This window comes from Methanotorris igneus Kol 5, assembly GCF_000214415.1.
Classification (GTDB): domain Archaea; phylum AGJL01; class Methanococci; order Methanococcales; family Methanococcaceae; genus Methanotorris; species Methanotorris igneus.
The window spans coordinates 916,266-942,089 of record NC_015562.1 but is presented as its reverse complement, the minus strand read 5'-3'; the positions used below and the strand labels follow the sequence as shown (position 1 = coordinate 942,089).

21 protein-coding genes and 2 tRNA genes are annotated in these 25,824 nt (G+C 34.1%); 12 read left to right on the top strand and 11 right to left on the bottom strand.

The window, feature by feature from the left end; translation table 11 throughout:
• Positions 1-53: 53 nt before the first annotated feature.
• The 9 genes from comE to METIG_RS04605 form a co-directional block, all read right to left on the bottom strand.
• Positions 54-617: a sulfopyruvate decarboxylase subunit beta gene (gene comE, locus METIG_RS04640; protein WP_013799078.1), complete on the bottom strand. Its 564-nt coding sequence runs from the start codon at positions 615-617 to the stop codon at positions 54-56.
• Between the two features lie 91 nt (positions 618-708).
• On the bottom strand, positions 709-1,377 hold the full coding sequence (locus METIG_RS04635) for a HisA/HisF family protein (protein WP_013799077.1): 669 nt from the start codon (positions 1,375-1,377) through the stop codon (positions 709-711).
• A 302-nt stretch (positions 1,378-1,679) separates the two neighbouring features.
• Positions 1,680-2,987, bottom strand: a complete 1,308-nt coding sequence (locus METIG_RS04630) for a formylmethanofuran dehydrogenase subunit B (protein WP_013799076.1) — start codon at positions 2,985-2,987, stop codon at positions 1,680-1,682.
• A 520-nt stretch (positions 2,988-3,507) separates the two neighbouring features.
• Positions 3,508-4,713, bottom strand: a complete 1,206-nt coding sequence (gene vhuB, locus METIG_RS04625) for a F420-non-reducing hydrogenase associated-polyferredoxin VhuB (protein WP_013799075.1) — start codon at positions 4,711-4,713, stop codon at positions 3,508-3,510.
• A 103-nt stretch (positions 4,714-4,816) separates the two neighbouring features.
• Positions 4,817-4,951, bottom strand: coding sequence for a F420-non-reducing hydrogenase selenoprotein subunit VhuU (gene vhuU, locus METIG_RS09640; RefSeq protein ID WP_083809490.1), 135 nt, complete (start codon positions 4,949-4,951; stop codon positions 4,817-4,819).
• Between the two features lie 77 nt (positions 4,952-5,028).
• Positions 5,029-6,288 carry a F420-non-reducing hydrogenase Vhu subunit A gene (gene vhuA / locus METIG_RS04620; protein ID WP_013799074.1) on the bottom strand — a complete coding sequence of 420 codons (1,260 nt, stop codon included), beginning with the start codon at positions 6,286-6,288 and terminating at the stop codon, positions 5,029-5,031.
• Between the two features lie 69 nt (positions 6,289-6,357).
• Complete coding sequence (vhuG, locus tag METIG_RS04615) at positions 6,358-7,221, bottom strand: F420-non-reducing hydrogenase subunit VhuG (RefSeq protein WP_013799073.1); 864 nt, start codon at positions 7,219-7,221, stop codon at positions 6,358-6,360.
• A gap of 145 nt (positions 7,222-7,366) precedes the next feature.
• A complete protein-coding gene (vhuD, locus tag METIG_RS04610; protein ID WP_013799072.1) occupies positions 7,367-7,774 on the bottom strand; it encodes a F420-non-reducing hydrogenase iron-sulfur subunit VhuD in 408 nt (135 codons plus the stop codon).
• Positions 7,775-8,075: 301 nt separating this feature from the next.
• Positions 8,076-10,055 (bottom strand): CoB--CoM heterodisulfide reductase iron-sulfur subunit A family protein, encoded by a 1,980-nt coding sequence (locus METIG_RS04605; RefSeq protein WP_013799071.1) that lies wholly within the window; start codon positions 10,053-10,055, stop codon positions 8,076-8,078.
• Between the two features lie 554 nt (positions 10,056-10,609).
• Here METIG_RS04605 and METIG_RS04600 point away from each other — a divergent pair.
• The 6 genes from METIG_RS04600 (at position 10,610) to smc (ending at position 19,264) form a co-directional block, all read left to right on the top strand.
• Positions 10,610-11,149, top strand: coding sequence for a CDP-2,3-bis-(O-geranylgeranyl)-sn-glycerol synthase (locus METIG_RS04600; RefSeq protein WP_013799070.1), 540 nt, complete (start codon positions 10,610-10,612; stop codon positions 11,147-11,149).
• Positions 11,150-11,774: 625 nt separating this feature from the next.
• A complete protein-coding gene (nrdD, locus tag METIG_RS04595) occupies positions 11,775-14,063 on the top strand; it encodes an anaerobic ribonucleoside-triphosphate reductase (RefSeq protein ID WP_013799069.1) in 2,289 nt (762 codons plus the stop codon).
• 250 nt (positions 14,064-14,313) lie between these two features.
• Positions 14,314-14,391 (top strand) — tRNA-Arg (locus METIG_RS04590).
• A gap of 17 nt (positions 14,392-14,408) precedes the next feature.
• Positions 14,409-14,486: transfer RNA gene (locus METIG_RS04585), tRNA-Glu, on the top strand.
• A gap of 65 nt (positions 14,487-14,551) precedes the next feature.
• On the top strand, positions 14,552-15,661 hold the full coding sequence (locus METIG_RS04580) for a hypothetical protein (protein WP_157209546.1): 1,110 nt from the start codon (positions 14,552-14,554) through the stop codon (positions 15,659-15,661).
• 57 nt (positions 15,662-15,718) lie between these two features.
• Positions 15,719-19,264, top strand: a complete 3,546-nt coding sequence (gene smc / locus METIG_RS04575; protein ID WP_013799067.1) for a chromosome segregation protein SMC — start codon at positions 15,719-15,721, stop codon at positions 19,262-19,264.
• 122 nt (positions 19,265-19,386) lie between these two features.
• Here the strand turns inward: smc and METIG_RS04570 are convergent, their stop codons facing one another.
• Together METIG_RS04570 and METIG_RS04565 are read right to left on the bottom strand one after the other, a co-directional pair.
• Complete coding sequence (locus METIG_RS04570; protein ID WP_013799066.1) at positions 19,387-20,469, bottom strand: ATP-binding protein; 1,083 nt, start codon at positions 20,467-20,469, stop codon at positions 19,387-19,389.
• A 74-nt stretch (positions 20,470-20,543) separates the two neighbouring features.
• On the bottom strand, positions 20,544-21,119 hold the full coding sequence (locus tag METIG_RS04565; protein WP_013799065.1) for a DUF1847 domain-containing protein: 576 nt from the start codon (positions 21,117-21,119) through the stop codon (positions 20,544-20,546).
• A 74-nt stretch (positions 21,120-21,193) separates the two neighbouring features.
• Here METIG_RS04565 and METIG_RS04560 point away from each other — a divergent pair, with 74 nt between their 5' ends.
• The 6 genes from METIG_RS04560 to METIG_RS04535 all read left to right on the top strand — a co-directional run bounded on the left by METIG_RS04560 (position 21,194) and on the right by METIG_RS04535 (position 25,823).
• Entirely contained in the window at positions 21,194-22,441 is a 1,248-nt protein-coding gene (locus METIG_RS04560; RefSeq protein ID WP_048055534.1) for a M20 family metallo-hydrolase, read from the top strand.
• A 568-nt stretch (positions 22,442-23,009) separates the two neighbouring features.
• Positions 23,010-23,312: a hypothetical protein gene (locus tag METIG_RS04555; RefSeq protein ID WP_013799063.1), complete on the top strand. Its 303-nt coding sequence runs from the start codon at positions 23,010-23,012 to the stop codon at positions 23,310-23,312.
• A gap of 24 nt (positions 23,313-23,336) precedes the next feature.
• Positions 23,337-23,966: a [5-(aminomethyl)furan-3-yl]methyl phosphate kinase gene (gene mfnE / locus METIG_RS04550; RefSeq protein ID WP_013799062.1), complete on the top strand. Its 630-nt coding sequence runs from the start codon at positions 23,337-23,339 to the stop codon at positions 23,964-23,966.
• A gap of 235 nt (positions 23,967-24,201) precedes the next feature.
• Entirely contained in the window at positions 24,202-24,366 is a 165-nt protein-coding gene (locus tag METIG_RS04545; RefSeq protein ID WP_013799061.1) for a zinc finger domain-containing protein, read from the top strand.
• A 57-nt stretch (positions 24,367-24,423) separates the two neighbouring features.
• A complete protein-coding gene (locus tag METIG_RS04540; RefSeq protein ID WP_013799060.1) occupies positions 24,424-24,693 on the top strand; it encodes an elongation factor 1-beta in 270 nt (89 codons plus the stop codon).
• 668 nt (positions 24,694-25,361) lie between these two features.
• Positions 25,362-25,823 (top strand): 50S ribosomal protein L22, encoded by a 462-nt coding sequence (locus tag METIG_RS04535; RefSeq protein WP_048055667.1) that lies wholly within the window; start codon positions 25,362-25,364, stop codon positions 25,821-25,823.
• Position 25,824 lies beyond the last annotated feature (1 nt).

Sequence of the window (25,824 nt, the reverse complement as noted above, 5' to 3'; positions counted from 1 at the left end):
TGAGGTATATTGGTTCATTAAAATTTTCCTACGTATTTTAGTTATGTTATATTTTAGTTTTTAATAAAACTCTTCATAAACCTATACTTTATAACCACTGGTGGAATGTCAATGTCCTTAACCTTCTCATTATATGGAATTGCCTTTGCAATGATAACCTTTAATTTATTCTCCTTTAATGCTTTTTTAAAAACCTCCTCCAATTCCTCCTCAGTTTCTACAGTCACAGCATCAATACCACATGCCTTAGCAACCTTTTCCAAATCCGTGTTTGTTGTGTGCGTTGGTTGATTTCCAGTTGAACCATAAGCACTATTATCAACAATAACGAGAATTAAATTATTTGGTTTCATATAGCCAATTGTGGATAAAGAACCCATGTTCATCAAAACTGAACCATCTCCATCAATTACAACAACCTTCTCATTTGTGGATAAAGCCAATCCCAAACCAATTGATGAAGCCAATCCCATTGAGCCGAGCATGTAGAAATTTCTATCTCTATCTTTAACATGATACAACTCCTTGCTTGGAAATCCTATATTGCTTATAACTAACTCATCCTTTACATGCTTCATCAATATTCTTATAATATCAATCCTTCTCATTGAACTCATGTTATCTCCTCGAAACTTTTAGAAAATGCCATTATTTTAAATTTGAAGAGAAATAACTGTCATTTAATTGCAGAATAGCTATAAATTTACATTAATTGCCATACTTTTCAATTAACTCCCTCAAATTTAAAATACCTTTATGGATGGCAGTGGCTATTAAAATCCCATTAACTCCTAAATTATAAGCAATTTTTACATCTTCTTCATCTCTAATCCCACCACCAATATAGATTGGGTTATTTACTTTGTTTATAACATCTTTTATCAATTCAACATTTATTCCCCTTTGGGTTCCAACTGAAGAGATATCTAATATTATTAGCGGTGTTTTTTCATCAACATAACTCAAAATCATATCTAAATCATAGTTTAGCAATTTTCCATCTTTAAAATCTAAACTTAAAATAATATCCTTTTCTTTTAATAAATTCAAATCTCTTAATGTTTCTGTTCCAATAATTGCCTTATCGCAAATTTTTAAAACATTTTGTAAATCATCTTTATCCCTAACTCCCGCATCTACGATTTTGTTCATGTCTATTTCTCTAATTATCTCAAAGTTATTTCCTTTTTCCATTATAGCATCTAAATCAGCAATATATACGGTTTCTGCTCCATTTTCTTTATATTTTTCTGCTATTTCTATTGGATTGGAAGAGTTACATAAAACGGATTTTAGGGGTTTGTATTCCTCTCTTTTTCCACTTTTTCCATGGACTGCTAAACCTCTCATAATATCTAAAACAGGAATTATTTCCATAGCTTTCACCAATCGCAGAGATTTTAAATTCCTAACTCCTTATGATTAAACTTATTAAAAAAGTTTTAGTAGGTAAATTTGAATATTCAAAACTACCGTTGTATTCTCCTAAAAATAATAAGAAAATGAAAACAATTAAGAAAATAATAAAAAAACAAAAAAACAAAAAATAAATTTTGAGGGGTCCCATAACGGGTTCCCCCTCAAAGCCACAGGCGTGTTAGGGGCAGGACGTAGGATACCCGGTTTGTGGGGGCATGTTTTAGGGAATTTGTAATAAACCAATATAGAGGTTGTTTGATTTATTTCATTTCGTCAACCTTCTTAATTAACATTTTTAAGATTTCTCTGTCTGGTAAGAGACCTTCTGGTGGTTCAACAACTTTTTTTAACTCAATTGGGACTCCGTCCATTCTATAGGCAGTTCCTTCAACTTCAACTCCAGCAATTGCTGGAGGTATGATGATGTTTGCCAAATGTGTTGTTGGTGTTTCGTGTGGGTCAATACAGACCAATGGGATTCTTGCCATGTGTTGGACTGCCTTTTGTGGGAAGTGTGCTCCTGGGTCTGAAGCGATGTTGAGCATCATGTCAGTTTCTCCTCTTTGCAAGACATCGTTTGCACATGTTTCTCCTGGGTTGAATCTTGGGTAACCTCTTGAGAAGTCAACACCAAATGGATAACCTGTTACCCAAGTTAATACTTGGTTGAACCCATTTACGTTGTAGTGCCCTCTCATTGGCATTAATCCGAATTTTGTGTAGGCATTTAGGTCAATAATCAATTGGATAGCATTGTCGATATTTCTGTGTTTTCCTTTTGTCATTGTGACTCCCATACCAAAGAAAAGCTGTCCAAATTGAGCATTCTTACAAATATCAACTGCCTCATAAATCAACTCTACTGGAATTCCTGCGACTTCATCAACTTGCAACTCAAACCCTTTCAATGCTGCCCTCATTGCACTGATTAACTCGTAGTCCTTATGCTGTTCAACTTGCAAGTGAATATCTGCTAATTTTGCAGTATCTGTCTTTCTTGGGTCAACGACAATTAATGTTCTGTCTTTTCTTCCTCTCTCTCTGAAAAACCCTCTTGGGAATACTCCGTATCTACTCATATGTCTTGGGTGTGCGTGCATTGGGTTTGAAGCCCAGTAGATAATTACATCAGCTCTGTTTTTGACTTCTCCACAGGTACAAACCGGGTATCCTACGTCCTGCAATCCAAGAATTGAAGGCCCGTGTCAAACACTCGCAGTGTTGTCAATAATTGCACTAACTTTCTCAGCCAATTTTACCGCATATTGGTGTGCATGACATTCTGTAGCAGAGAATCCATAAATTAAAGGCAATTTTGCTTCAACCAACAACCTTGCGGTTTCTTCAATTGCAGTTTCGTAGTCAACTTTTTTGAATTCATCTTTTTTATTTTCTCTCATTAATGGCTCTGTGTATCTCACTGCACCTTCAAAGTGCATAAATTTTGCGTTTCCAATTCTGCATGCATGTCTTGTTCCTACAATGTGTCCATCTTCAACGAGGATTTCTAAGTCATCACAGAGTGTCCCACAAAATGGACACACGACATTCTTAACGACTTCTACCATATTCATCACACTTTTAGTTGTTTTAGTTTTATATAATATACCAAATATATATCAAAAAATTATATCAATATAAAGAGAACTTAAAGCAACTTATAATACTTGTGGTATTAGTTTGTCTAATTTGGGTTATTAAAATATGTTATCTGGTTACCGTTCCTCCGTTCTCTCCTCAAGGTGGCTTAAGTATAATACGGCAAAACTCTTTGGGTTTTGCCATTAATTTTTTAAGTGGCCATTTTTCCTCCTTTAAATTTTGAAATTAAATGTTTAATGCCCCATAAATTTATTGAAGTTATGTTCATCGAACCGAAGGTTCGAGTAGCGAAAACTCCGCAGGAGTTTTCGCCTAAACTCTTAGCGCACACAACTATAATTTTTAACTATATTCAACCACCTTGAGGAGTTCTCCCGTTCCGTCCAGAGGACTTCATCAAGGGAGCGTTCGGGGAGAACGGAACTCCCCACATCCTAAGTTAAAGAACGTAGCGAGACATTCTCTTAGATTTTGTGTCTTTATGAATTATTTAACAACAAGTGCATTTCTCTTAATCTTCTTACATGCTTCAACACACTTCAAGCACATTACACAGAACCCTTTTAGTGGCATCTCATCGTCGCCAGTTAATTCTAATACGTTGTATGGACAAACATCAACACAAATTCCACATTCACTACATAATGAAGGGCTGAATTCAATTCTGTTGTATTCTTTTCCTTCTATGGTTATTTTACCTAACTTCAACGCTCCTGTTGGACATGCCACTGTACATGCTCCGCATCTTACACACATTCTGAATTTCTCTTTCTCTTCTGTTTTCCTCTTTGTTGGAAGTTCCATTCCTCTCTTGTTAATTACCCTTATAGCACTTGTTGGACACTTCATTGCACATGAACCGCAGTAGTTACAGTTTTCCTCAACCCACACAAGCCCTTCATCGTATGCTGGTTTTGGTGGCTCATACTCAACTTCTAAGGTTATTGCATTTACTGGACAGACTCCTTCACACAAACCACATGCTGGACATGCTTTTGGAAGTTTTACAATTAGGTTCTCTGCATCAAACTTTATCATGTTTCCTGGACAAATATCAACACACTTTGCACATCCAATACATTTTTCTGTATCAAGTGTGAATGTTTTGATGGTTTTCTTTCTTTTGTTTGGTAATTTTCCAGCGACAAATATTGCGTTCCATGGACATGTTTGAGCACAGATTCCACAGTAAATACACTTGCTTTCATCAACAACTGCTTTGTTATCTTTAATTTCTATTGCATTTACTGGACAGACATCTACACAGACACCACATGCAACGCAGTCGTCAGTGACTGCAATTGGTTCTTGTGGAATGACAATTTCTTTCTTTGGTTTCTCAACTTTTCCTGGAATTGAGATGATTTCTATTGGACAGACATCAACACATTTCTCACATAATACACAGTGTCCTTTTGAGTATGGGAATTCATCATCAACCTTTTTAATTCCTGTTGGACATGCCTTTGCACATGCTCCACATTTAAGACATTTTGTTGGGTTGTATGTTATTCTACCATCCTTGTCGGACAATGCTCCAGTTGGACAGGCCTCTACACATGACTTGCAAATCTTGCAAGTAATAAATGGTGCTATTTCAATAGCCTTTGTGGGGCATGCTTCTTTACATGCATTACACAAAAGACATGCTTCCTGCTGAATCTCTATACCGCCCAAGCGTAAAACCCCCATTAATTTTTAAAATTTTTGAAATGGATAAAAAACGTTTAAAATCCCCTTCTGCATAGAAGGGGTTTTCCCCACAACCTCCCAAAAATGGGTTCGGTTGAGGGGATTATTCTTCTTTAACGATCTCTAAAATTACGTTTCCTTTTTCATCCTTAACTATTATATGAGCTGCGCATGAGTATCAAGGGTCGTATGCTCTTAAAACCATCTCTATTAAGTTTAATTTTTTCTCATCTACCACACACATCACCCCAATGTAGGGTTAATTTTAATTTTTAAAATTTTTAAAATTTTTCAAGGTTAAGAATTGGGAAAGACTTATTCTTTAAATATTACTTCTGCTGCCTGCTGAATTGCTTTTTCCATTGTTGGAACGTTGTGTGTTGTAGCAACAATCATGTTTGCTTTAACAACAATTCCATTGTCATCGGTTTCGTAGTTGTGGATTAACACACCTCTTGGAGCATATACTACTCCAACACCGTTTCCTGCTTTTGGTTCAACTTCTACCTTGACATCTTCTGAGGTTATTTCGCTATCATTTAACAATTCTTTAACTCTTTCACATGCAGCTAAAAGCTCAATTAATCTTGCATGATTGTATGCTAAGGATTGGTTTGCTGGGAATCCAAACGTGTCTAAGAATTCTTTTCTTGCTTCTTCTGCTAATGGTGTTTTCATGCTGTCACATACATTGAGCATTGCCAATGGTCCAACTCTATAAAGTCCTTCTGGATATCCAACTTTTTTGTTGTATGGGTATTTTACATAGCTGTGGGATACAACATGCTCTCCAATGTAATCTAAATATTCACTTGGTTGGAATTCCATTTTCTCTTTTCCATCTGGTGAGAGGAATCTTAATGTTCCATCGTAGAATTCGTGTTTACCATCATTTACTAAACCTAAATACCATGTATCAATTACACCGAGTGTTTTTATTTGTTCCATGTACTGCTCGTTGATGGATTTTATTAATTCAACCCCATCTTTTGCATACTCAATCATTGTGTCAATTTCTTTTAAGAATGCGTCTCTGTCCTCTTCACTGAATGGCTTTGAAACTCCTCCTGGAATTCCTGTCACTGGGTGAATTGCTTTCCCACCAGTCGCTTCAACTAACGCTTGTCCGAATTTCCTTAATGCAATTGCCTTTTTAGCAACTTCTGGAGCTTTATCAATAACTCCAACAATGTTTCTTATTGCTGGGTCAGCATCAGGCCCAACTACAAAGTCAGGTGCTGCGAGGAAGTAGAAGTGCAATGCGTGGCTGTGTATCATGTTTCCTAAGTGCATTAATTCTCTAACTTTTTTTGCTGCACTTGGAATTTCAACGCCCCATGCAGCATCAACTGCCTTAACACTTGCTAAATGGTGTGCTGTTTGGCAAATCCCACAGATTCTTGGAACAATTCTTGGAACCTCTTCTGCTGGTCTTCCAACAACGAACTGCTCAAATCCTCTTAAAGCAGTTATGTGCAATTTTACATCCTTTGGCTTACCATTCTCATCTAAGGTAATTGTTACTTTTCCGTGTCCTTCGAGACGGGTTAAAGGTTCAATTACGACCTTACCCATAGGGTCACCATCCTTAATTTTGGTTTATTTGGTTATTTTTTACTCTTGATTGTGTGTTTGATTATGTGTTTATTTTATCTTCTTGGAAATTAAAGCAGCAGGTAAACTGAATCTGTTCAACAATGCAACTTTGTCTGGGATTTCCAATGCTGCCTCTCCAGCATTTGCAAATGTGTTTGCCGCCGCTGCTCCTTGATCCAATACAGCATCTGTTTTTCCATAACATCCTCTACATGGAACACCTGCATTTGGACACTTTGCTCCACATCCTGCTCTTGTAGCCATACCTAAGCAGGTGTAACCTTGTTCAAATAAACATTTTTCCGGATCTGGTTTTCCTTCAAATGTTCTTTTGAATTTCTCTGGGAATACGTTTTCTTTTTTCCTTGGACATTCGTCACATACAATTTTTGTAGAGAATTTTGGTTCTTCTCCATTCAATAATGCAACAATTGCACTTGCAATCATATCTGGTGTTGGAGGACATCCTGGGATGATATAATCAACTTTTATAACATCTGGGATTGGTTTTACGTAATCTTCCAATGGTGGGATTTCTTCTGATGGGATTGTTCCAGGGTTGTCAGTTGATTCTGTTGAATAAACCCTGTTTATCAATTCTTCTTTTGTGTATAAGTTTCCTAAACCAGGAATTCCACCATAAGCAGCACAAGTTCCCCATGCAATTACAATTTTTGCTTTCTCTCTAAATTCATGGACAAGGTGCTCATCGTGCTCGTTTCTAACTCCTCCTTCTAACAACGCAACATCTATCCCGTCAGGAATTTCCTTTGGGTCTGCGACAATTGGAGCATAGACGATCTCCAAGTTTGGCAGAACCTCTAATAACTTGTCATGCAAGTCAAGCAATGAGATGTGACACCCAGAACAGCCACATAATTGTATCATTGCTACCTTAACTTTATCTGCCATTTCATCACCTTTGGAAATTTAAAATTTTTAAATTTTCAATAAAAAGAAGGTAGCCATATAAAAAAGGCCTTGACCCCTCACTTTAGGGGCGGTTGTTCCACAGGTCCTTATCGGTTCCCTGTGGAACTCATCCCTTTTTTTAGCCTTATTGGGCCTTGAGAGGGTTAGGTCCTAATTTTTTAACTCTTTCTGTCATTTCATTTACAGCAGCAACGAATTTATCAGCTTCTGCTGCAGTCATGAAGTACATTTCTATTCTTTCTCCACCAATTCCTAATTCATCTAATAATTTTTTGGTGAACCTAACCCTCTCTTCGGCCCTAAAGTTTCCAGTCTCGAATGCACACTCGTGTGGTTTTCACCCTGCAACAAAGACAGCGTCAGCGCCTTTTTGGAACGCCCTAAGGGCGTAAGTAATGTCGAATTTACCAGTGCATGGTATTCTTATAGGCCTGACGCTGGCAGGGTATTGCATTCTACTTGTTCCAGCTAAATCTGCTGCACCGTATCCTCATTGATAGCAAACGAATGCTACAATTATTGGTTCACTCATAATAATCCCTTTTTTTCTTTTTATAAGATCTAATGAAGCTTAATGAAATAAAGGTAAAGGTAAATCCCCCAAGGGCCACATAGCCCCCATCAGCGCCATCCTGGCAGAGCCTTCGGATGGCGCCTCATCTGTTTATACCTTGAACCACCCTAATGTTGAACTCATACGGATTTATTTGAATCGAAATTTGATATTGTTTGATTTATTGTTTAGATTTAATTTATGCGAATTTAGATGTTTAGTTAGCTCGGTATCGAGTGGAGCATGTGCCGCGCCATTCCCACAAGCAGAATTAAATTATTTACTGTTTCTCAAGCATTTTGTGTGTCTCGAGCAATCCATCAATAGCAGCAATAATTTGTTCGTCTCTGTAGTATCTTAACTGCATTGCTCCACTTGGACATGCTCCTGCACAAGCACCGCATCCCTTACATGCGATGTCGTTAACTTGTGCAACTAAGTGCCCATCTTTCTCAACGTAGGTTATAGCGTTGTATGGACACATTGGAGCACAAACTTTACATCCACCACAGACTTCTTCGTTTACTGTTGCCCTTATCATTTCAATCTTAAATTGTCCCTGTGCCATTGGGATTGCTACTGCACTTGCTGCACCTTTTGCCTGAGCTACTGTGTCTGGAATGTCTTTTGGTCCTTGAGCAACCCCTGCAATTGCTACCCCGTCAACTTTTGTGTTAACTGGTGCAAGTTTTGGGTGTAATTCTTTGTAGAATCCATCTGGACCAACGTCGATTCCAAGCATCTTTGCGAGTTTCTTTGTGTCTTTTCTTGCAACTAATCCACATGATAATACAACTAAATCAGCTTCAATTTCGAGGATTTCTCCCAATAATGTGTCTTCAACTCTTACAATCAAGTTCTTAGTTTTTGGATCTTCTATGATACATGCTGGTCTTCCTCTTATGAACTTGACACCGAATTGTTCCTGTGCTCTTCTGTAGTATTCTTCGTATCCTTTACCGAATGATCTGATGTCCATGTAACAGATGTAAACTTCTGCGTTTGGGTCGTGTTGTTTCATTAATTGAGCATTCTTCAATGCGAACATACAGCAGATTCTTGAACAGTAGTGGTTTCCTATTTTTGCGTCTCTTGAACCTACACACTGAATGAATACTGTTCTGTGTGGATGTTTACCATCACTTGGTCTTATTTCGTGTCCTCCTGTTGGTCCTGCTGGGTTAATCATTCTTTCTAATTCGAGTGTTGTTATGACGTTGTCGTAGACACCATATCCGTATTCTTCTTTAAGTGTTGCATCAAACTCATCGTATCCAATTGCATTGATAATTGTACCAACTTTGAGTTTGATTTCTTCTGGTTTTTGGTCGTATCTTATTGCTCCTGGACCACAAGCTTTTTCACACAAACCACAGTCAATACAGTGCTCTTTGTCTATTGTATAAACTAATGGTACTGCTTGTGGGAATGGCACGTATATGGCTTTTCTTGTACCTAATCCTAAGTCGAATTCGTTAGGTACTTCAATTGGACAGACCGCGGCACATGCTCCACATCCGGTACATACATTTTCGTCAACGTATCTTGGTTTTTTCTCAATGGTAACTTCAAAGTTACCGATGTATCCTTGGATGTCTTTAACTTCAGCGTATGTTATGAGTTCAACATTAGGGTGGTTCGCAACAGTTACCATCTTAGGGGCCAAAATTCACAGAGCACAATCGTCGGTTGGGAATGTCTTTGCAAGTTGAGCCATTCTACCTCCAATTGATGGCTCCTTCTCTACAAGATATACCTTGTATCCTTGGTCTCCTAAGTCAAGAGCTGCCTGAATTCCAGCAATACCAGCTCCTATAATCAAACAGCTCTTATCAACTTCAACTGTTTTTTGTGGAACGTCTTCTAATCTTTTTGCTCTTTCTACACCAGCAGCAACCAATTCCATAGCTTTTTTGGTTGCTGCTTCTCTATCATTCATGTGCACAAATGAATCGTGCTCTCTAATATTTACAAACTCTAAGTAGTATGGAGACAAGCCTGCTTCTGCGAGACAAGTTCTAAATGTTGGCTCGTGGATTTTTGGAGTACATGCTGCAACTACGACTCTATCTAAGTTGTACTCTTTTATAGCCTCTTTAATGAGGTTTTGACCTGGATCTGCACACATAAATGGATAGGTCTTTGCAACAACTACCCCATCAAGTTTGGCGGCAAAATCTTTTACCGCCTCACAATCTACCACACCATTGATGTTGGCACCACAGTAGCAGACGAATACCCCAACTCTGGGGCTACTCATGAATTCACCTCCATGGATAAATAGACATAATACACTCTATAAATTCACTCACCTTATTATAAAAATGTATATCCTTAAATTTTTTAATGAGGGTTATTATATATACTTGGAGCTTCTAATTGTCCCAAAAATTAATTTATGATAAATTTTAGGTTTGCGTAAAATAACATTTAATTTAAATCAAAGATGTTTAACCGTAAATTTTATATATTAGAAATGTTAATGGATATAGCGGCACGGTGTGGGATAGCAGTGAGAGCATCCCCCATCCCCCCACCTCACTGCTGATAACACCGTGCTGGAGGCATGCCTCCTAATACCATTCCCACCCCCCTCATACCCCCCAAGAGAATTTACTCAAAATCCCCCTCCCCCCAATCTATTTTTTGCCCCCTCCCCCTCACAATTTTTTTAAATGAAGTATTAATCCATATATTTAAATTTATGGTTATTTTAATTTGCTATTTGTTTGAGGTAAATTTATATAAACTTAGTTGTAATAAAATTTAAAGGATTTAGATGAACTTTAAAGACAAAGTGTTAAGAGGGATTGTATGGATATTATTGGGTTAGTTTTTACGTCTTTTTGGTATATTTTGCCAGCATATATTGCAAATGCTACTGCATGTATATTTGGGGGAGGAACACCATTAGATTTAGGAAAAAATTTTATAGATGGAAGAAGGTTAGTAGGGGATGGTGTAACCTTCAAAGGAACTTTTTCTGGAGTATTATGTGGAACTATAGCGGCAATTTTACAGGGAGTTATATTAAATTTAAAAATAGTTAACGTTCCAATGGTATTTTATTCGAATATATTTGAATATACTTTTTTAGGGTTTTTGTTATCTTCTGGGGCACTTTTTGGGGATATGGTTGGTAGTTTTATAAAGAGGAGATTGGGAATAAAGCAGGGTAATCCAGCGCCAATATTGGACCAATTAAACTTTGTTTTTGGAGCTATACTTTTTACGTATCCGTTTTCACCGATTCCATTGAATATGGTAATAACAATATGTATAATTACCCCAGTAATTCACTTAACATCAAATATCATTGCATATAAACTCAAAATTAAAAAAGTTTGGTGGTAATAGCTATATTTTGTAAATTATGGAGAGTAATAATTTGATCGAAAATATGCTTTGATACCCAACTTAAATATAGATTACTACAATGATTATGAATGATATTATATTAATATGGTATAAATGGTGTAATTTGAGTCGTTTGTAATAAAATGGATGGGTGTGATGATGTCACCTAAAAACAAAACCAAGAGGTGTATAAAGTTGACTTATATACCAAAACCTTTGGTTTTGCCATAAAAAGTGCATAATAGATTTTTAAAACTCTCATAAGCCCTTAAAAATTAAAACAAATATAAATCAACCAAAAATTTTATTGAGGTTTTGTCTAAACTTTAACGCACACAACCATAGATTGATAGATTTTTTTATTTTTTCATATTGATGGAATACTTATTACAGACCTTTAAATACTTTATATAAGGCATATTCCTTTTTTAAAAGCAAAAAAATCACAAATTATTTATACTTTTGTCCAATAGTATAATCTAACCTTTGATATTGGTATATAAAGAGTTTTGAAATCGTATTTAAATATTAAAAAACTTAACGAATTTCGAATGAATATCATTATGTATTTCATAAAATTTTATTGTTCATTATTATTTTATATAAGTTCAATGGTGATTAAATGATATCCGCGAAATCCGTAAAACCAGAAGTAATGGTAGTGAAAAGGAATGGAATAGAAGAGAGATTCAACATAAATAAACTGGTAAAATCTCTAATGAATGCAGGGCTTGATTATGATAAAGTGAATTTGGTAATTGAAAAAATCTGCAACAATATATACAATGGAATATCAACTAAGGAATTAAAAAATTTAGTATATAAAGCATTAAAAGAAATTGATAAAGACGTTGCTGATAATTACAAGTATGAAAATTGCCTTAAAGTGAGGACATCCGAAAAACAGTTTGAGCCATTTAACAAACAGAAAATAGTAGATGCTTTGATAAAAGAGACAGGTGCAGATGTGGAGATAGCAAAAAAAATTGCAGATGAAGTTGAAAAAATTGTAAAAAAATTGGAGATAAAATACTTGACTGCCCCAATGATAAGAGAAATTGTAAATGCTAAGTTAATTGAGCATGGTTTAGAGGAACTTAGGCATAAACATACAAGGTTGGGTATTCCAATATACGATATAACCAAGTTAATTAAAAGTGGTTCAAGAGAGAATGCAAACTTAATGCACAACCCAGAGAGTATTCACAAATGGGTTGCTGACGAGACGATGAAACAATATGCCTTAATGAAAATTTTTCCAAGATATATAGCAGATGCTCACATGAGGGGGGATATACACTTACACGACTTAGAATACGCTGCTGTAAGGCCTGTTTGTTTGCAACATGATTTGAGACCGTTCTTTAAGTATGGGTTGAGGGTTGATGGAACTGGGTTACATACAAGTGTCTCAAAACCTGCAAAACATCCAGAAGTTGCTATCCAACACGCTGCAAAGGTAATGATGGCAGCACAGACTAACATGAGTGGTGGGCAAAGTATAGATGAATTCAACATTTGGCTTGCTCCATACGTGAGGGGATTGAGCTATGAGAAAATAAAGCAGTTAATGCAGATGTTTGTTTATGAATTAAACCAGATGTATGTGGCAAGAGGAGGGCAAGTTATATTTAGTAGTATAAACCTTGAGTTGGAAGTTCCAGAATTTTTAAAAGACAAGGAAGCAGTAGTTGCGGGAACCACAAGGGGAACTTATGAGGAATATGAGGAAGAGGCAAAGATGATTGTCCATGCATTGGTAGATGTGATGTTGGAGGGGGATGCAACAGGAAAACCATTCTTATTCCCAAACACCATATTCAAATTGAGGGAAAATGCGTTTGAAGATGAGGAATTAATGATAAAAATCCATCAATTATGTGCGAAATTTGGAACTCCTTACTTTATAAACATGCTTCCAGATTGGCAAGTTAATAACACAAACGCAATGGGTTGTAGGACAAGGTTAAGTGGGGATTGGACTGGGGATGCTGAGGTTGATACATTAAGAACTGGAAACATGCAATGGTATACAATAAACTTACCAAGAATTGCTTATGAGGCAAAAGGGGATGATGATAGATTATTTGAGATTTTGCGTGAGAGGTTGGAGTTGGTTAAAGAGGCATTGTTAATTAAGCATAAGGTCACAATGGAGAGGTTATATGAAGATGGAGTTATGCCGTTCTTAACCCAAAAGTTTGATGGGGAGGAGTACTACAGATATGACCACACAACAAAGACGTTTGGATTTGTTGGGTTGAACGAGATGCTTAAATACCATTTAGGAGAAGAACTCCACACATCAAAAGATGCTTTGAAGTTTGGGGAGAGGGTTATAAGATATATGAGAGAATATGCGGATGATTTAAAAGAAAAAACTGGTTTAAGATGGTCTGTAACTCAAACTCCTGCCGAGTCAACAGCGGGAAGATTTGCAAGGTTGGACATGAAGTATTATAGGGAGGAGGCAAAGACCGTTGTTAATGGAGACTTGAGTGATATTGATTCACTCTACTACTCAAATTCCTCTCATGTTAGGGTTGATGCTCCAATAACTCTTGGAGAGAAGTTGAGGATAGAGGAAAGATTCCATCCTATCTGCAATGGTGGGCATATAATGCACTTGTGGAATATTGAGAGTGCAGCAGATCCAGAGGTGTTAATGAGCATAACTAAAAAGATAACGAAAACAAACATTGGATTCTGGGCATATACGAAGAATTTGAGTGTTTGTGAGAAATGTAGGATGGCAATGGGTGGATTAAGAGATAAGTGCATAAATTGTGGAAATGAGAATATTGCAAAATTTAGTAGGATAACTGGTTACTTGCAAAATGTTTCCAACTTCAACAAGGCAAAACAACAGGAAGTTAAGGATAGAAGGATAGTAAAGATATTTGAGGATTAGGAAAGAATAATAGATAATAACTATGAATAGACATACCAAAATCTTTTTTAGTTGCTATTTTTTGAAAATAACATTAAACTTTTCTATTTTTTAGATAAAGTGTAAGAGGCATTTTCCTCTTAAATTTTTAGCCATTATTTTTGTATTTTAGATGTTGAAAATATATTTTTGTAATATTTTAAGGTTTGAAACGAAAAGTATATATATGAGAAAGTGCATGGTATTGTATGCCTTCAATGGAAAGCGATGAGGACCCGTAGCCTAGCCTGGATAGGGCACCGGCCTTCTAAGCCGGGGGTCGTGGGTTCAAATCCCACCGGGTCCGCCATGCAAACCTTCTCTTATGCTCCGATGGTGTAGTCCGGCCAATCATGCGGGCCTTTCGAGCCCGCGACCCGGGTTCAAATCCCGGTCGGAGCACCATTATTTATATTTTATTTTAGACACATTAATCCATAAATTTAAATGTATTTATGTTGGGGGATATATTGAGGTGTATAATCTGCAAAGCGAGGGGTTATTGTGGAAGACCTTTTTGTCCAATACTTCAAAAAATAAACAAAAAATTTAAATGTAGTGATTTATTGGAAAATCTCCCAAATGTTGATATGGATTTTTTTGGTAGTAACGTGTCGTTTTTTGTTGGTAGATGGGGATATCCGAACGTCAAAATCTCTCCATTAATAACAGATATTCCAAAAGACGTTGAGCATTTGTTTGGTTATAATTTAGCGGAGATTATTAAAATAAGGATAAATCTTCTTTCTCCTTCAGTTGCTGCAAATGTGAATAAAAGAACCACGATCATTGAAAAACTGCAGGAATTGGCAATGAGTAAGGAGGGAGTAGATACAGAAGTGGAATTTTACAAAAAACCAAAATTATCTCTTAGTTTTGTTGATAACTTGCCACCAATGGGGCCTTATGGGGAGTTGAAGAGAATATCCTATGATAACCCAAAAATACCAAAGATAGTTGATAAGGTTGCGGATGATTACTCTTTTGAGGGTGTTTTGAGGATATATGAGAAGTTTGATGAGATTTATGCATCAAGGTTGTTCTCTGCTGGAATCTTGGGAAGAAAGAAAAAACTTGTCCCAACAAGGTGGGCCATAACGGCTGTTGATGACATGATTGGAAAATATCTGATAAAAAAGATTAGGGAGTATAAGATACTGGAAGAGCCACTTATGTTTGAAACATCCTATTTGGGGAATGAGTTTAGGATTTATTTCCTTCCTTCAGCGTGGGCATTTGAGTTAATAGAGATATACAACAAATGCGTTTGGAATCCAACAAATAAGCCAATAACTGTATCTGATTATGAAATTAAGGAGAGGAAAACCTATGCAAAAAACACCGGTGGGGCATATTATGCAGCAAGATTGGCGGTTTTGGAGAAGTTAGATGAGATGAGAAGACAGGCAAAAGTTATCGTGAAGAGGGTAGTTAATGAGGAATATTCTGTTCCTTTGGGGGTTTGGGTTATTAGAGAGGCAGTTAGGGATGCATTAAGAAAAAGACCAAAAAAATTGGATAATGTGGAAAAAATAGGAACAATTTCCTCACAAAAACTTTTAGATGATTTTATAAAGTAGTTATGTTTTTATTTTTATTTTTGTTAAAATTTCCACATAAAAACAGTGGTGAATGTTATGACAGTGTTATCTGAGTTACATTTAAAAAACTTCAAATCATTTAAGAATGCAAAATTAAAAATTCCAATGGGATTTACAGCAATAGTGGGGCCAAATGGCAGTGGAAAATCAAATATTGTTGATGCTATTTGTTTTGTTTTGGGAAAATCCTCTGCTAAAACTTTAAGGGCTGGGAGGTTTAATGAATTAATTACTTATCACAATGGAAAGAGGGAGAAATTTGCGGAGGTAACTTTATACTTTGACAACAGCGATAGGGCATTGCCGGTAGATTCAGATAAGGTGGGGATTTCAAGAAAGGTTACTCTTGATGGAGATAGTGCTTATTATTTAATTTGGGAGGAAGTTGAGGAAAAAGATGGGAAAATAACAACTAAAGAAAAAAGAAAGAGAATAAAGAAATCTGAACTATTGGATATTATTGGAAGGATTGGTCTTAAACCAGATGGACCCAACATCATATTGCAGGGGGATTTGTTAAAGATAATAAGTATGTCCCCAATAGAGAGAAGGAAGATTATTGATGAGATTAGTGGTATTGCAGAGTTTGATGAGAAAAAGGAAAAAGCAAAGGCAGAATTGGAAAAGGCAAGAGAATATATTGAAAAAATAGATATTAGGATAAATGAGGTAAAAAGCAATCTTGAGAAATTGAAGAAAGAAAAGGAGGACGCAGAAAAATATATTGCATTAAATGAAGAACTAAAGATGACAAAATATGCTCTAATATCCAAAAGAATAGATTTCTTGAATGTAGTTTTGGATGAGATAAAAAATGAAATTGAAAAATTAAATGAATTAAAGGAAGAGTTTCAAGAGGATGTCGATGAGATAGACAACCAAATAGCAGAGTTAAAAAACAAACTAAATAACATAATCAACGAACTGCAAGAGAAGGGTAATGAAGAGGTCATAGAACTCCACAAATCCATAAAAGAATTAGAAATTAGCATTGAAAATGACAGAAAAGCACTAAATAGAACTATAAATGAACTTACTAATATAGAAAAAAACATTGAGGAGAAGGATAATGAGGTAAAGGAAACTCATAACAAAATAGTGAATATAAGAAAAGAAATAATGGAAAAAGAAAAAGAAATTAAAGAAATTCAGGAAAAAATAGGTAATTTGGAAAGGGAAAGGGAAGATTTAAAATCAAAGATTAAAGAAAGCGAAGATATTATAGAGGCATTGAAGAAAAAAGAGAGTGAAATCTCAGAGGAGATTGCAAAAGCCCAAAATGAACTCTACAAGTTGAGGGAAGAGTTGAATAAAATAGAGGGGGAAATAAACAAAAAATCTTATGCATTAAAAAACAATAACGAAACCATTGAAAAATTAAAGAAGGAATTAGAAATTTTAGCAAATAAAAAGGAAGATACAAGGACTTTATATAAAGAACTTGAGGATGTAGCTGTTGAACTTGAATTTTCAAAAAAGCAGTTGCAGAAATTGGAGGAGGAAAAGAAGGTTTATCAAAATAAATTAGATGAACTTCACTCAGAGTATGTAAAGGAAAACGCAAGAGTAAAGGCATTGAAAGAAATGGAGGATATACATTTAGATAGAACAATAAAGGAAATCTTAAATGCAAATCTTCCAGGAGTTATTGATATTGTTGGTAACTTAGGAAAGACAAAACCAGAATATCAAATAGCAATAGAGATAGCAGCAGGGAATAGGTTGAATTTTATTGTTATTAAGAGAATGGAAGATGGGGCAAGGGCAATTGAATATTTAAAGAAGAAGAACCTTGGAAGGGCCACATTTTTACCATTGGATAGAATTGAGGGAAGGGAGGCAGATTACGTTTATGAGGATGGTGTCGTTGGGAGAGCAATTGATTTGGTGGAGTTTGATGAAAAATATAGGAATGTCTTTAACTATGTGTTTGGAAATACAATAATTGTTGAAAATTTGGATGTTGCGAAGGAATTATCAAAAAAATACAGGAGAGTGAGGTTTGTTACATTAGAGGGGGATGTTATAGAACCATCTGGGGCCATGGTTGGGGGAAGTGTTAAAAGGAAATCAAGAATTAAGGTTGATGTTGACCTTTCAAAGTTAGAGCAACTTACCGATGAAATAATGAAGGTTGAAGATAAATTAAAGGAGATAAAAAGAAACATCGAGGAATTAAACAACAAAATATCCTACTACTCATCAAGAAAGGCAGAGTTGGAGAGTAAATTAAGAATTATTAGAGAAGATGAGTTAAAGAAAGAAGAGACAATAAAAAACAACAATTTAAAAATAAAGGAACTTGAATTAGAAAATAAAAAGATTGCTGAGGAGTTGGAGGAACTAAATGATGAAAAAGAAGAACTTCTTTATAAAATAGGGAATTTGGAAAAGAGAATAGACAATTTGATGTCCCAAAGAGAGAATATTTTGAATGAACTTAAATCCTTTGAAAATCAACAACACATTACAAGGATTAAGGAAATTGATGCTGAGATAGAAAAATTAACCAAAATAAAAAACAAGATGCAAAATGAGATAGAGAAAGGTTTGACACTTGTTAAAGATGTTTTAATCCCAAAAATTAATGAGTTAAATGAAAGAATAAAGGAATTGAATGAGAAGAAGGAAATTTTAAGCAAGAATATTGAGTTTTACAAATCAAACATAGAGAAGAATACAGAAATTTTAAAGAAAAAGAAAGAGAAGTATGAAGAATTAACCAAAAACTTGAAAGAGTTGAATGAGAAAAAGGAAGTGTATGAAAATGAGATAAAAAATCTCTACAAACAAAAAAATGAACTTTTAAATAAAATTAAGGAAATTGAAAATAAAATTGGGGATTTGTTGGTTGATAAGGCAAAATATGAGGCAAAGTTAGAGGAAGAGGAGAGGAAACTCTATCTCTGCGAAAAGGTGGAGGTTAGTGAGAAGTTGATAATGCTGGATATTGATGAACTTGAAAGACATCAGGCAAACCTTGAAACTGAGATTAAAAAATTAGAACCAGTGAATATGAGGGCTATTGAGGACTATAATTTTGTTTTTGAAAGGTATAACGAGTTGATTGAGAAGAGGAAAGAATATGAGAGGGATGAGAAAAAGTATCTGCAATTAATGGAGGAAGTGGAAAAGAGGAAGAAAGAGGTATTTATGGAAGTGTTTGAGAAGGTAGCGAAAAACTTTGAGAAGATATACAAAGAAATTGGTGGAACTGGAAAGTTGAGTTTGGAGAATGAAGAGAATCCATTTGAAGGCGGGCTTTTAATAGATGCATCACCAAAGGGCAAGAAGTTGCAGAGTTTGGATGTTATGAGCGGGGGAGAGAAGTCATTAACTGCTTTAGCGTTCTTATTTGCAATACAAGAACTAAATCCATCCCCATTTTATGTATTGGATGAGGTTGATGCCGCATTGGATACAAAAAATGCTGCATTAATTGGGGATATGATTAAAAATGCATCAAAAACAACTCAATTTATCGTCATTTCCCATAGAGAGCAGATGGTTAGTAGAGCAGATACTTTGTATGGGGTTTGTATGGAGAATGGATTGAGTAAGGTTGTAGGGATTAGGTTATGACTTTGGAGGTTGGGTGTAGTGGGATGATATTGTATATTTTTTGATGAAACTTTTTCTAAAAGTTTCATGTGAGAATGGATTGAGTAAGGTTGTTGGTATTAAACTATAAGATTTTTATTGATTTATTTATAAAATTCTTTTATTGCATTCCAAATTAAGAAACTTTGGGGTTTTATTTCATTATTTACTGGATTTAAGAATAAATAATTCTTTTTTATTAGTAAATTTCTAATATCTTTTTTTATTTTGCTTTTTGGGATTGAGTAAGTATTTTTAAATAATTTTAATGATTCAATAACTTCTTCATAATTAACATTGTAGTTGCCTTCTTTAATATCTTCCAAAAGGTTTTCTAATTTTGAAATTTCAACTTTTAATAGTTCATCTAGTATATCACTGAGATTTTTTATTTTCATTTTGTTTATAACTTTTATAATTAGGATTGGTTTTCCACCAACATAAGAATAAATAAGTTCTTTTTCTTTTTTATCAAGTTTGATATTTTTTTCTTTTGCATAGAAATTAATGAATTTTAATGCCGTCTCTTCATCAAAGTCATCAACTAAGATATAATCTACTCTATCCCTAAGCATCGCTTCATCATAAACCTTCTCAATGAATAAACTGTCTGAACTTAAACATAAAACATGGCATATATGCTTTTCTTTTGTTAAATCAATGAAGAAATTAAATAATTCATAGATTAAAAATCCGTTTATTTTTAAATCTCCTATTTTTTGTAATTCATCTATAATTAAGATTGGCTGTTTGCCTTTCCTCTTAACATCTTCAAAAATTTTAGTTAAATACTTAAAGACATTTTCAGAATTTTTTTTTGATAAAAATTCATTTATGAGATTTTTTGGGATTGGAATTCCGGTTAATATTGTTGAGTTAATGTCGATATTATTAGGTAAATCTTTAATAAAGCTTAGAAAGTATCTTTTAATTTTTTCAATAAATGATTCTTCATAAGTATTGAATAAAACTTCAATAAAATCTTCATATCTTGAAATAAAATGTTCTCTAAGGTTTATGTAAAAAACTACATATTTATCTCTGTTGAGTTTATTCTCTATGATGTGTTTTATTAAAGTAGTTTTACCACTGTTTATAGAACCAAAGATAAAATAAATGTTATTTGGCTCATCTTCTAAAATGCTTAGGATTTCTTTTATTTCTTTTTCTCTGTTGAAAAATTTCATCATCTCACCAAATTTTTATATATAAATTTAAGGTTTAGTTTTATGGTAGGGCTGTGGAAGTCAAGCATTCTGGGCTAAATACCAAATTTTCTTAGGTAATATTTGCTATAAATAACCCCTAGGGGATTGTGAGTGAGGACTCTGTCCTTAACTGCAAATGTTGTTGTTGGGGCGTTGGAGTATTTTTGAAATAGGATGTCATGTCCAACACAAAGGCCTAAGATGATATTTAAATCCGTCTTTTTTTCATTTAAAATTAATGCTTGGGCGATTGGATTACACATAGTTTCTTTTTGATTTTTGTTGATGTGAGTTAATTCAAATTCATCCTTATTAATACCACAAACCTTACAACATACAGAATAAACCTCAAAATGCTTAGATAATATTTTATCTAAAATTTCTGCTTCTTTTTCCAACCCAATGCAAAAAGCAATGCCGATCCTTTTGTAATTCATCATTTTGCAAAACTCAATAATCTCCTCCAATCTCGTTTTTTTCATGTAGAAATTCCCTTCAATAAAAGAAGCAACTTTTGCTATTTTTAGGTTTTCCTCTTTTTTATATTCTTTTAAAATCTCTTTTAGTATATTTTCTTTGCAGTTTTTTCCATTTTGGCAGTCCTTTCTATTGCACCTTGCACATCTCATACTATCCCCATTAATATTTAAAAAATATAAAACATAAAACAATAGTTATGACTATAAGAATTAAAGGTGTCTATATGAAAGACATTATAGAGGAAACCATAAAAATATCATCCGATTTAATCAAGATAAATTCAGTAAATCCAACATTTGGAGGAAAAGGAGAGAAGGAAAAGGCAGAATATGTATTAAACAAATTAGGTGAGTATATTAAAAAATACAACATAAAAAACTGCACTATAAAAACATACAACGTTGTGGATAAATATGGCATAGAAAGACCTAATATAGTTGCAAAATTTGATTTTGAAAAAGAAAAGACCTTACATATCATTTCTCACCTTGATACGGTTCCAGAGGGCGATTTAAGTTTATGGGAAACTAATCCTTATGAGCCAGTTATAAAGGATGGTATGATATATGGGAGGGGGAGTGAAGATAACCATAAAGCAATTGTTTCTTCATTTTTGCTGTTGAAAATGATTTTTGAAAGCAATATTTCCCCAAAATACAATTTATGTTTAATATTTGTGTCTGATGAGGAAGATGGCAGTGAATATGGGTTAAAATATCTATTAGATAACTATGAAAAAGAGATATTCAAAAAGGATGATTTAATAATTGTCCCAGATTTTGGTACGCCAGAAGGGAACTACATTGAGATAGCAGAGAAAAGCATATTGTGGATTAAATTTAAAATAAAAGGAAAGCAGTGCCATGGAAGTATGCCAGATGATGGAATTAATGCCGACATCTTAATGTTTAACTTTGCAAATGGGTTGTATAGGAGATTGTATGAGAAATATAATAGAAAAGATGGTATCTTTTCCCCACCACAATCAACTTTTGAGCCAACAGTTATTGTAAATAATGTAGAAAACACCAACACAATTCCGGGATATGTTGAAGTTTGCTTTGATTGTAGGATTTTGCCAGATTATGATGTAGATGAGGTTTTGAAATTTATTGAGGAGTATATTAAGGAGTTTAAGAAAAATATTGATAAATATCTCATCCTTTATGATAAAAAGAATGAAGATGAGATTGAGATTACCTACGAAATACTAAAGGTGGAAAAATCCCAAAGAACAAAGGAAGATTCCACAATAGTTTTAGAGTTAAAGGATGTAATAAAGAAAGTTTTAAATAAAGAGCCAAAACTTTGTGGAATGGGTGGAGGAACAGTGGCAGCGTTTTTGAGAGAGAAGGGGTATGATACAGTAGTTTGGGGTATTGGTAAGGAAACAGCCCATCAACCAAATGAGCATATAAAAATAGAGGATTTAATAAAAATGGCGAAAATATTCTATGAAATTTTAAAATAAATCTTAGGAATAGAGTGGAATATTAATAATAAATTTAAGACAAAGAAGAGGGTGGTGCATAATTAAAAAATTTAAATATGGTGAGTCAAAAATAGAATACAAAAAGTGATAAAAATCGAATGGTGAATACCCATGGACGCCGTTAAGATAGTTATAACTTTGATAGATAAATACCTTACTGATAAATCGGAGATTTAAAATTAACAGCGTGGCAGGTTCATGGTGTTATACTTAAAACTAGACATAATCCAAGAAGATTAGGTAAAGATAAAAAGAGAAAAATGGATAAAAAGTTTGCAAAGATGAGAGAACGAATAGAGCAGTTAAATTCGATAATAAAAAACTAAATTATGAATGGATTTTGGACGAATATAAAAGGTTTTAAGAAAAAATACGTTTTCTGTATATTATCAGTTGTAACCGCACAGATATTAGCTATTTACAACCTAAAAACATAATGGTTGCCCATTAATAAGGATTAAAGATGTTAGGGCATAAATTTAGATGTATCAATTATGCACCACACTCAATTTAAGACAAAGAATAAAAATTTAAATATGTGATGGTTATGTCCATAATTACAATTTTTATACTCATGGGAATTGGTATTTTAATTGGTTATCTCTTGTTTGGAAGGAAGAGATATTATGAAATTAAAGCCCCAAAATATGCTGAGATTTCCAGAGGTTCAAATTTCTTAGAAACTGCTGGTGCGGTTGCTGCAGGAGTTTTAGCAGCGGAGGCAATTGAGCATATTGCTGAAGATATGATGGATGATGAAATAATTGAAGAGAGCATGGAGGAATTTGTGGATGATATTGGAGATGATATGGGAGATTTTGTAGATGACATTGGAGACCTTGAGTTTTAATTAAAAATAAGAAAGAGTGAAAACATGCATCTAATAAAAATAGGTGGTAGTTTAACATATCATGCAGAAAGATTATTAAATGAATTAAAAAAAATAGAGAAACCAATAATTATTATTCCCGGCGGAGGAGAGTTTGCTAATGTTGTAAGAAAGCTCTACGAAAAAACAAACCTAAATGATAGTGGGGCACATAAGCTTGCAACGCTCTGTGTTGATTTAATGGGATTGTATTTTTCAGAGATTTCTGGCATAGAAACAACAGATAATCTTTTTGATGCAAAGAGAATATTGGAAAAAAATGGTAAGATTATCTTTTTACCTTCAAAATTAATTCTCTCAGCTGATGAATTGCCTCATTCTTGGGATGTAACATCAGATACAATAGCGTTGTATGTGGCAAAGTTCTTAAACATGGAGGAAATAATAGTTGCGACTGATGTTGATGGAGTATATGATAAATATCCTGGAGGGAAATTATTAAATACTATAAGTGCAAAAGACATTAGAGGCTTTACATCTGTTGATAAACACTTACCCCAACTACTTATAAAATATAAAATGAATTGTTATGTGGTAAATGGGAAATATCCTGAGAGAATAATCAATTTACTAAATGGAAAAATGGATATATGCACAAAAATAACATGGTTTTAACTTATAATGTTACAATCTCTAAGGATCCTGTGGAGTAGGTATCCTATCTTATTTGAATAAAGCTTTTTAAAAGTTTCATGTAATAAAAACATTGTTTGTAGAAAACTACGAGGCATCACCAAGCAAACTGAGGTGATGCATCTTTTTGATGAAACCAACCGTAGGTTGGATAGCGAATCTTTGATTTGCATAACTTTTTCTAAAAGTTTCATAGAAAAATAAACATGGTGGTAGAATGAAATACGTATGCATATCATGCAATGCTGAGATTACCCCAAGAGAACATGCAACAAGATTCTTGTGTCCAAACTGTGGTAAAGTAGAGATAGTTAGATGTGAAAAATGCAGAAAATTAAGTAACCCATACAAGTGCCCAGAGTGTGGTTTTGAAGGACCATAACGCTTAATAATGAGTTCAGCATATTTAGCAGCATTAATAAATAAGCAAGGTGGAATGATGGCAAAAGTTCTTGCTAAGATAAAAGTTATGCCAACAAGTCCAGAAGTAAACAAAGAGGAATTAAAAGAGAAGGTTAAAGAGACAATTGAGAAAACAGATGCAGTTTGCAGAGGAGTTTCAGATGAACCATTGGCATTTGGTTTGTATGCAGTTTATGTTGTTGTAGAGATGGAAGAAAAAGAAGGAGGAACAGAGCCAATTGAAGAAGCATTGAGAAACTTAGAAAATGTTGAAAGTGTAGAGGTTGTTGAAGTATCACTTGCATAAGTTTGGTAATTTTATTTATAATAATTTTTAAACCTAATTTTTGCGTCTTTTAATGCGTAAGCATATTTTCTTTTCTTTAATAGTTTGTATTTGTTATTGCTGTCATTATTTTAGAACAATTTAACATTTATATATGAAATATCATAGTATATTAGAGCATGTGTTGTGTATAGTCATTTGCAGAATTCCCGACCTTTTGGTTTTGCCATTAATTTTTAAACGTATCTATGCATTAATGAATTTTTAAATAATCTTTAGTCCTCCTTAAAAATTGAAATAAGGTATAAATCTTTAAGAATTTGTCAATAGCATATTTCCAAATTATACGGCAAAACTTTCAGTTTTGCCAAAAAACCCTTCTAACGCACACGACTATATTTGAACTTAACAATTTTTTGAAAGAATAACGAATCATGCATAAATCGTACATAAATTTTAATGAAAGCATAATCCATCTTTCTAATTTCGTCGAGGTTTTTAGCCACTTATAACGCAAACGACTATAGTTTTAAAAAGCATGATAAAATATATAAATAAGTTCAATCAAATAAAAAGGGCTATTAGAGCTTTGGTAAAGAATTATTTATAAAGACATTATGATGATTATGTATGGTATAAAAAAACACGTTGATATTACTTCTTTAAATTGGGATTTTGAGGTGAATGGAATGGCAAAATTGAACTACAAAATAGAGACAGACCCTAAGAAAACAGCAAGAGCAATGGGTAGAGCATTAAAAATCTCAAGAAAACATGCAGTAGAAATCTGTAGAGAGTTAAATGGTATGAAGTTAGATGATGCTATCCAGTATTTAAAAGATGTTATTGCATTGAAAAGATTTGTTCCATTCAAAAGACACTGCAAAGATGTTCCACACAGAAAAGGTAAATTTGGATGGCACGCTGGTAGATATCCAGTAAAAGCATCAAGAGAAATCTTAAAAGTTTTAGAAAATGCTAAGAAAAACGCAGAATACAAAGGATTAAATGTTGAAAAATTAAGAATCAAGCACATCTCATCAAACAAAGGTCCAACAATCAAAAGATACATGCCAAGAGCATTTGGTAGAGCATCGCCTAAGTTCCAAGAGACAGTTCACATACAAGTTATATTAGAAGAATACCACTAGG

Bases quoted from the DNA above. Each gene is read 5' to 3' on its own strand.
- smc (WP_013799067.1), top strand. From the start codon at position 15,719: ATGACAGTGTTATCTGAGTTACATTTAAAAAACTTCAAATCATTTAAG.
- METIG_RS04540 (WP_013799060.1), top strand. From the start codon at position 24,424: ATGGCAAAAGTTCTTGCTAAGATAAAAGTTATGCCAACAAGTCCAGAA.
- METIG_RS04600 (WP_013799070.1), top strand. From the start codon at position 10,610: ATGGATATTATTGGGTTAGTTTTTACGTCTTTTTGGTATATTTTGCCA.
- METIG_RS04635 (WP_013799077.1), bottom strand. From the start codon at position 1,377: ATGGAAATAATTCCTGTTTTAGATATTATGAGAGGTTTAGCAGTCCAT.
- nrdD (WP_013799069.1), top strand. From the start codon at position 11,775: ATGATATCCGCGAAATCCGTAAAACCAGAAGTAATGGTAGTGAAAAGG.
- comE (WP_013799078.1), bottom strand. From the start codon at position 617: ATGAGTTCAATGAGAAGGATTGATATTATAAGAATATTGATGAAGCAT.
- METIG_RS04555 (WP_013799063.1), top strand. From the start codon at position 23,010: ATGTCCATAATTACAATTTTTATACTCATGGGAATTGGTATTTTAATT.
- METIG_RS04560 (WP_048055534.1), top strand. From the start codon at position 21,194: ATGAAAGACATTATAGAGGAAACCATAAAAATATCATCCGATTTAATC.
- METIG_RS04565 (WP_013799065.1), bottom strand. From the start codon at position 21,119: ATGAGATGTGCAAGGTGCAATAGAAAGGACTGCCAAAATGGAAAAAAC.
- mfnE (WP_013799062.1), top strand. From the start codon at position 23,337: ATGCATCTAATAAAAATAGGTGGTAGTTTAACATATCATGCAGAAAGA.
- vhuG (WP_013799073.1), bottom strand. From the start codon at position 7,221: ATGGCAGATAAAGTTAAGGTAGCAATGATACAATTATGTGGCTGTTCT.
- METIG_RS04570 (WP_013799066.1), bottom strand. From the start codon at position 20,469: ATGAAATTTTTCAACAGAGAAAAAGAAATAAAAGAAATCCTAAGCATT.
- METIG_RS04545 (WP_013799061.1), top strand. From the start codon at position 24,202: ATGAAATACGTATGCATATCATGCAATGCTGAGATTACCCCAAGAGAA.
- METIG_RS04535 (WP_048055667.1), top strand. From the start codon at position 25,362: ATGGCAAAATTGAACTACAAAATAGAGACAGACCCTAAGAAAACAGCA.
- vhuB (WP_013799075.1), bottom strand. From the start codon at position 4,713: ATGGGGGTTTTACGCTTGGGCGGTATAGAGATTCAGCAGGAAGCATGT.
- vhuA (WP_013799074.1), bottom strand. From the start codon at position 6,288: ATGGGTAAGGTCGTAATTGAACCTTTAACCCGTCTCGAAGGACACGGA.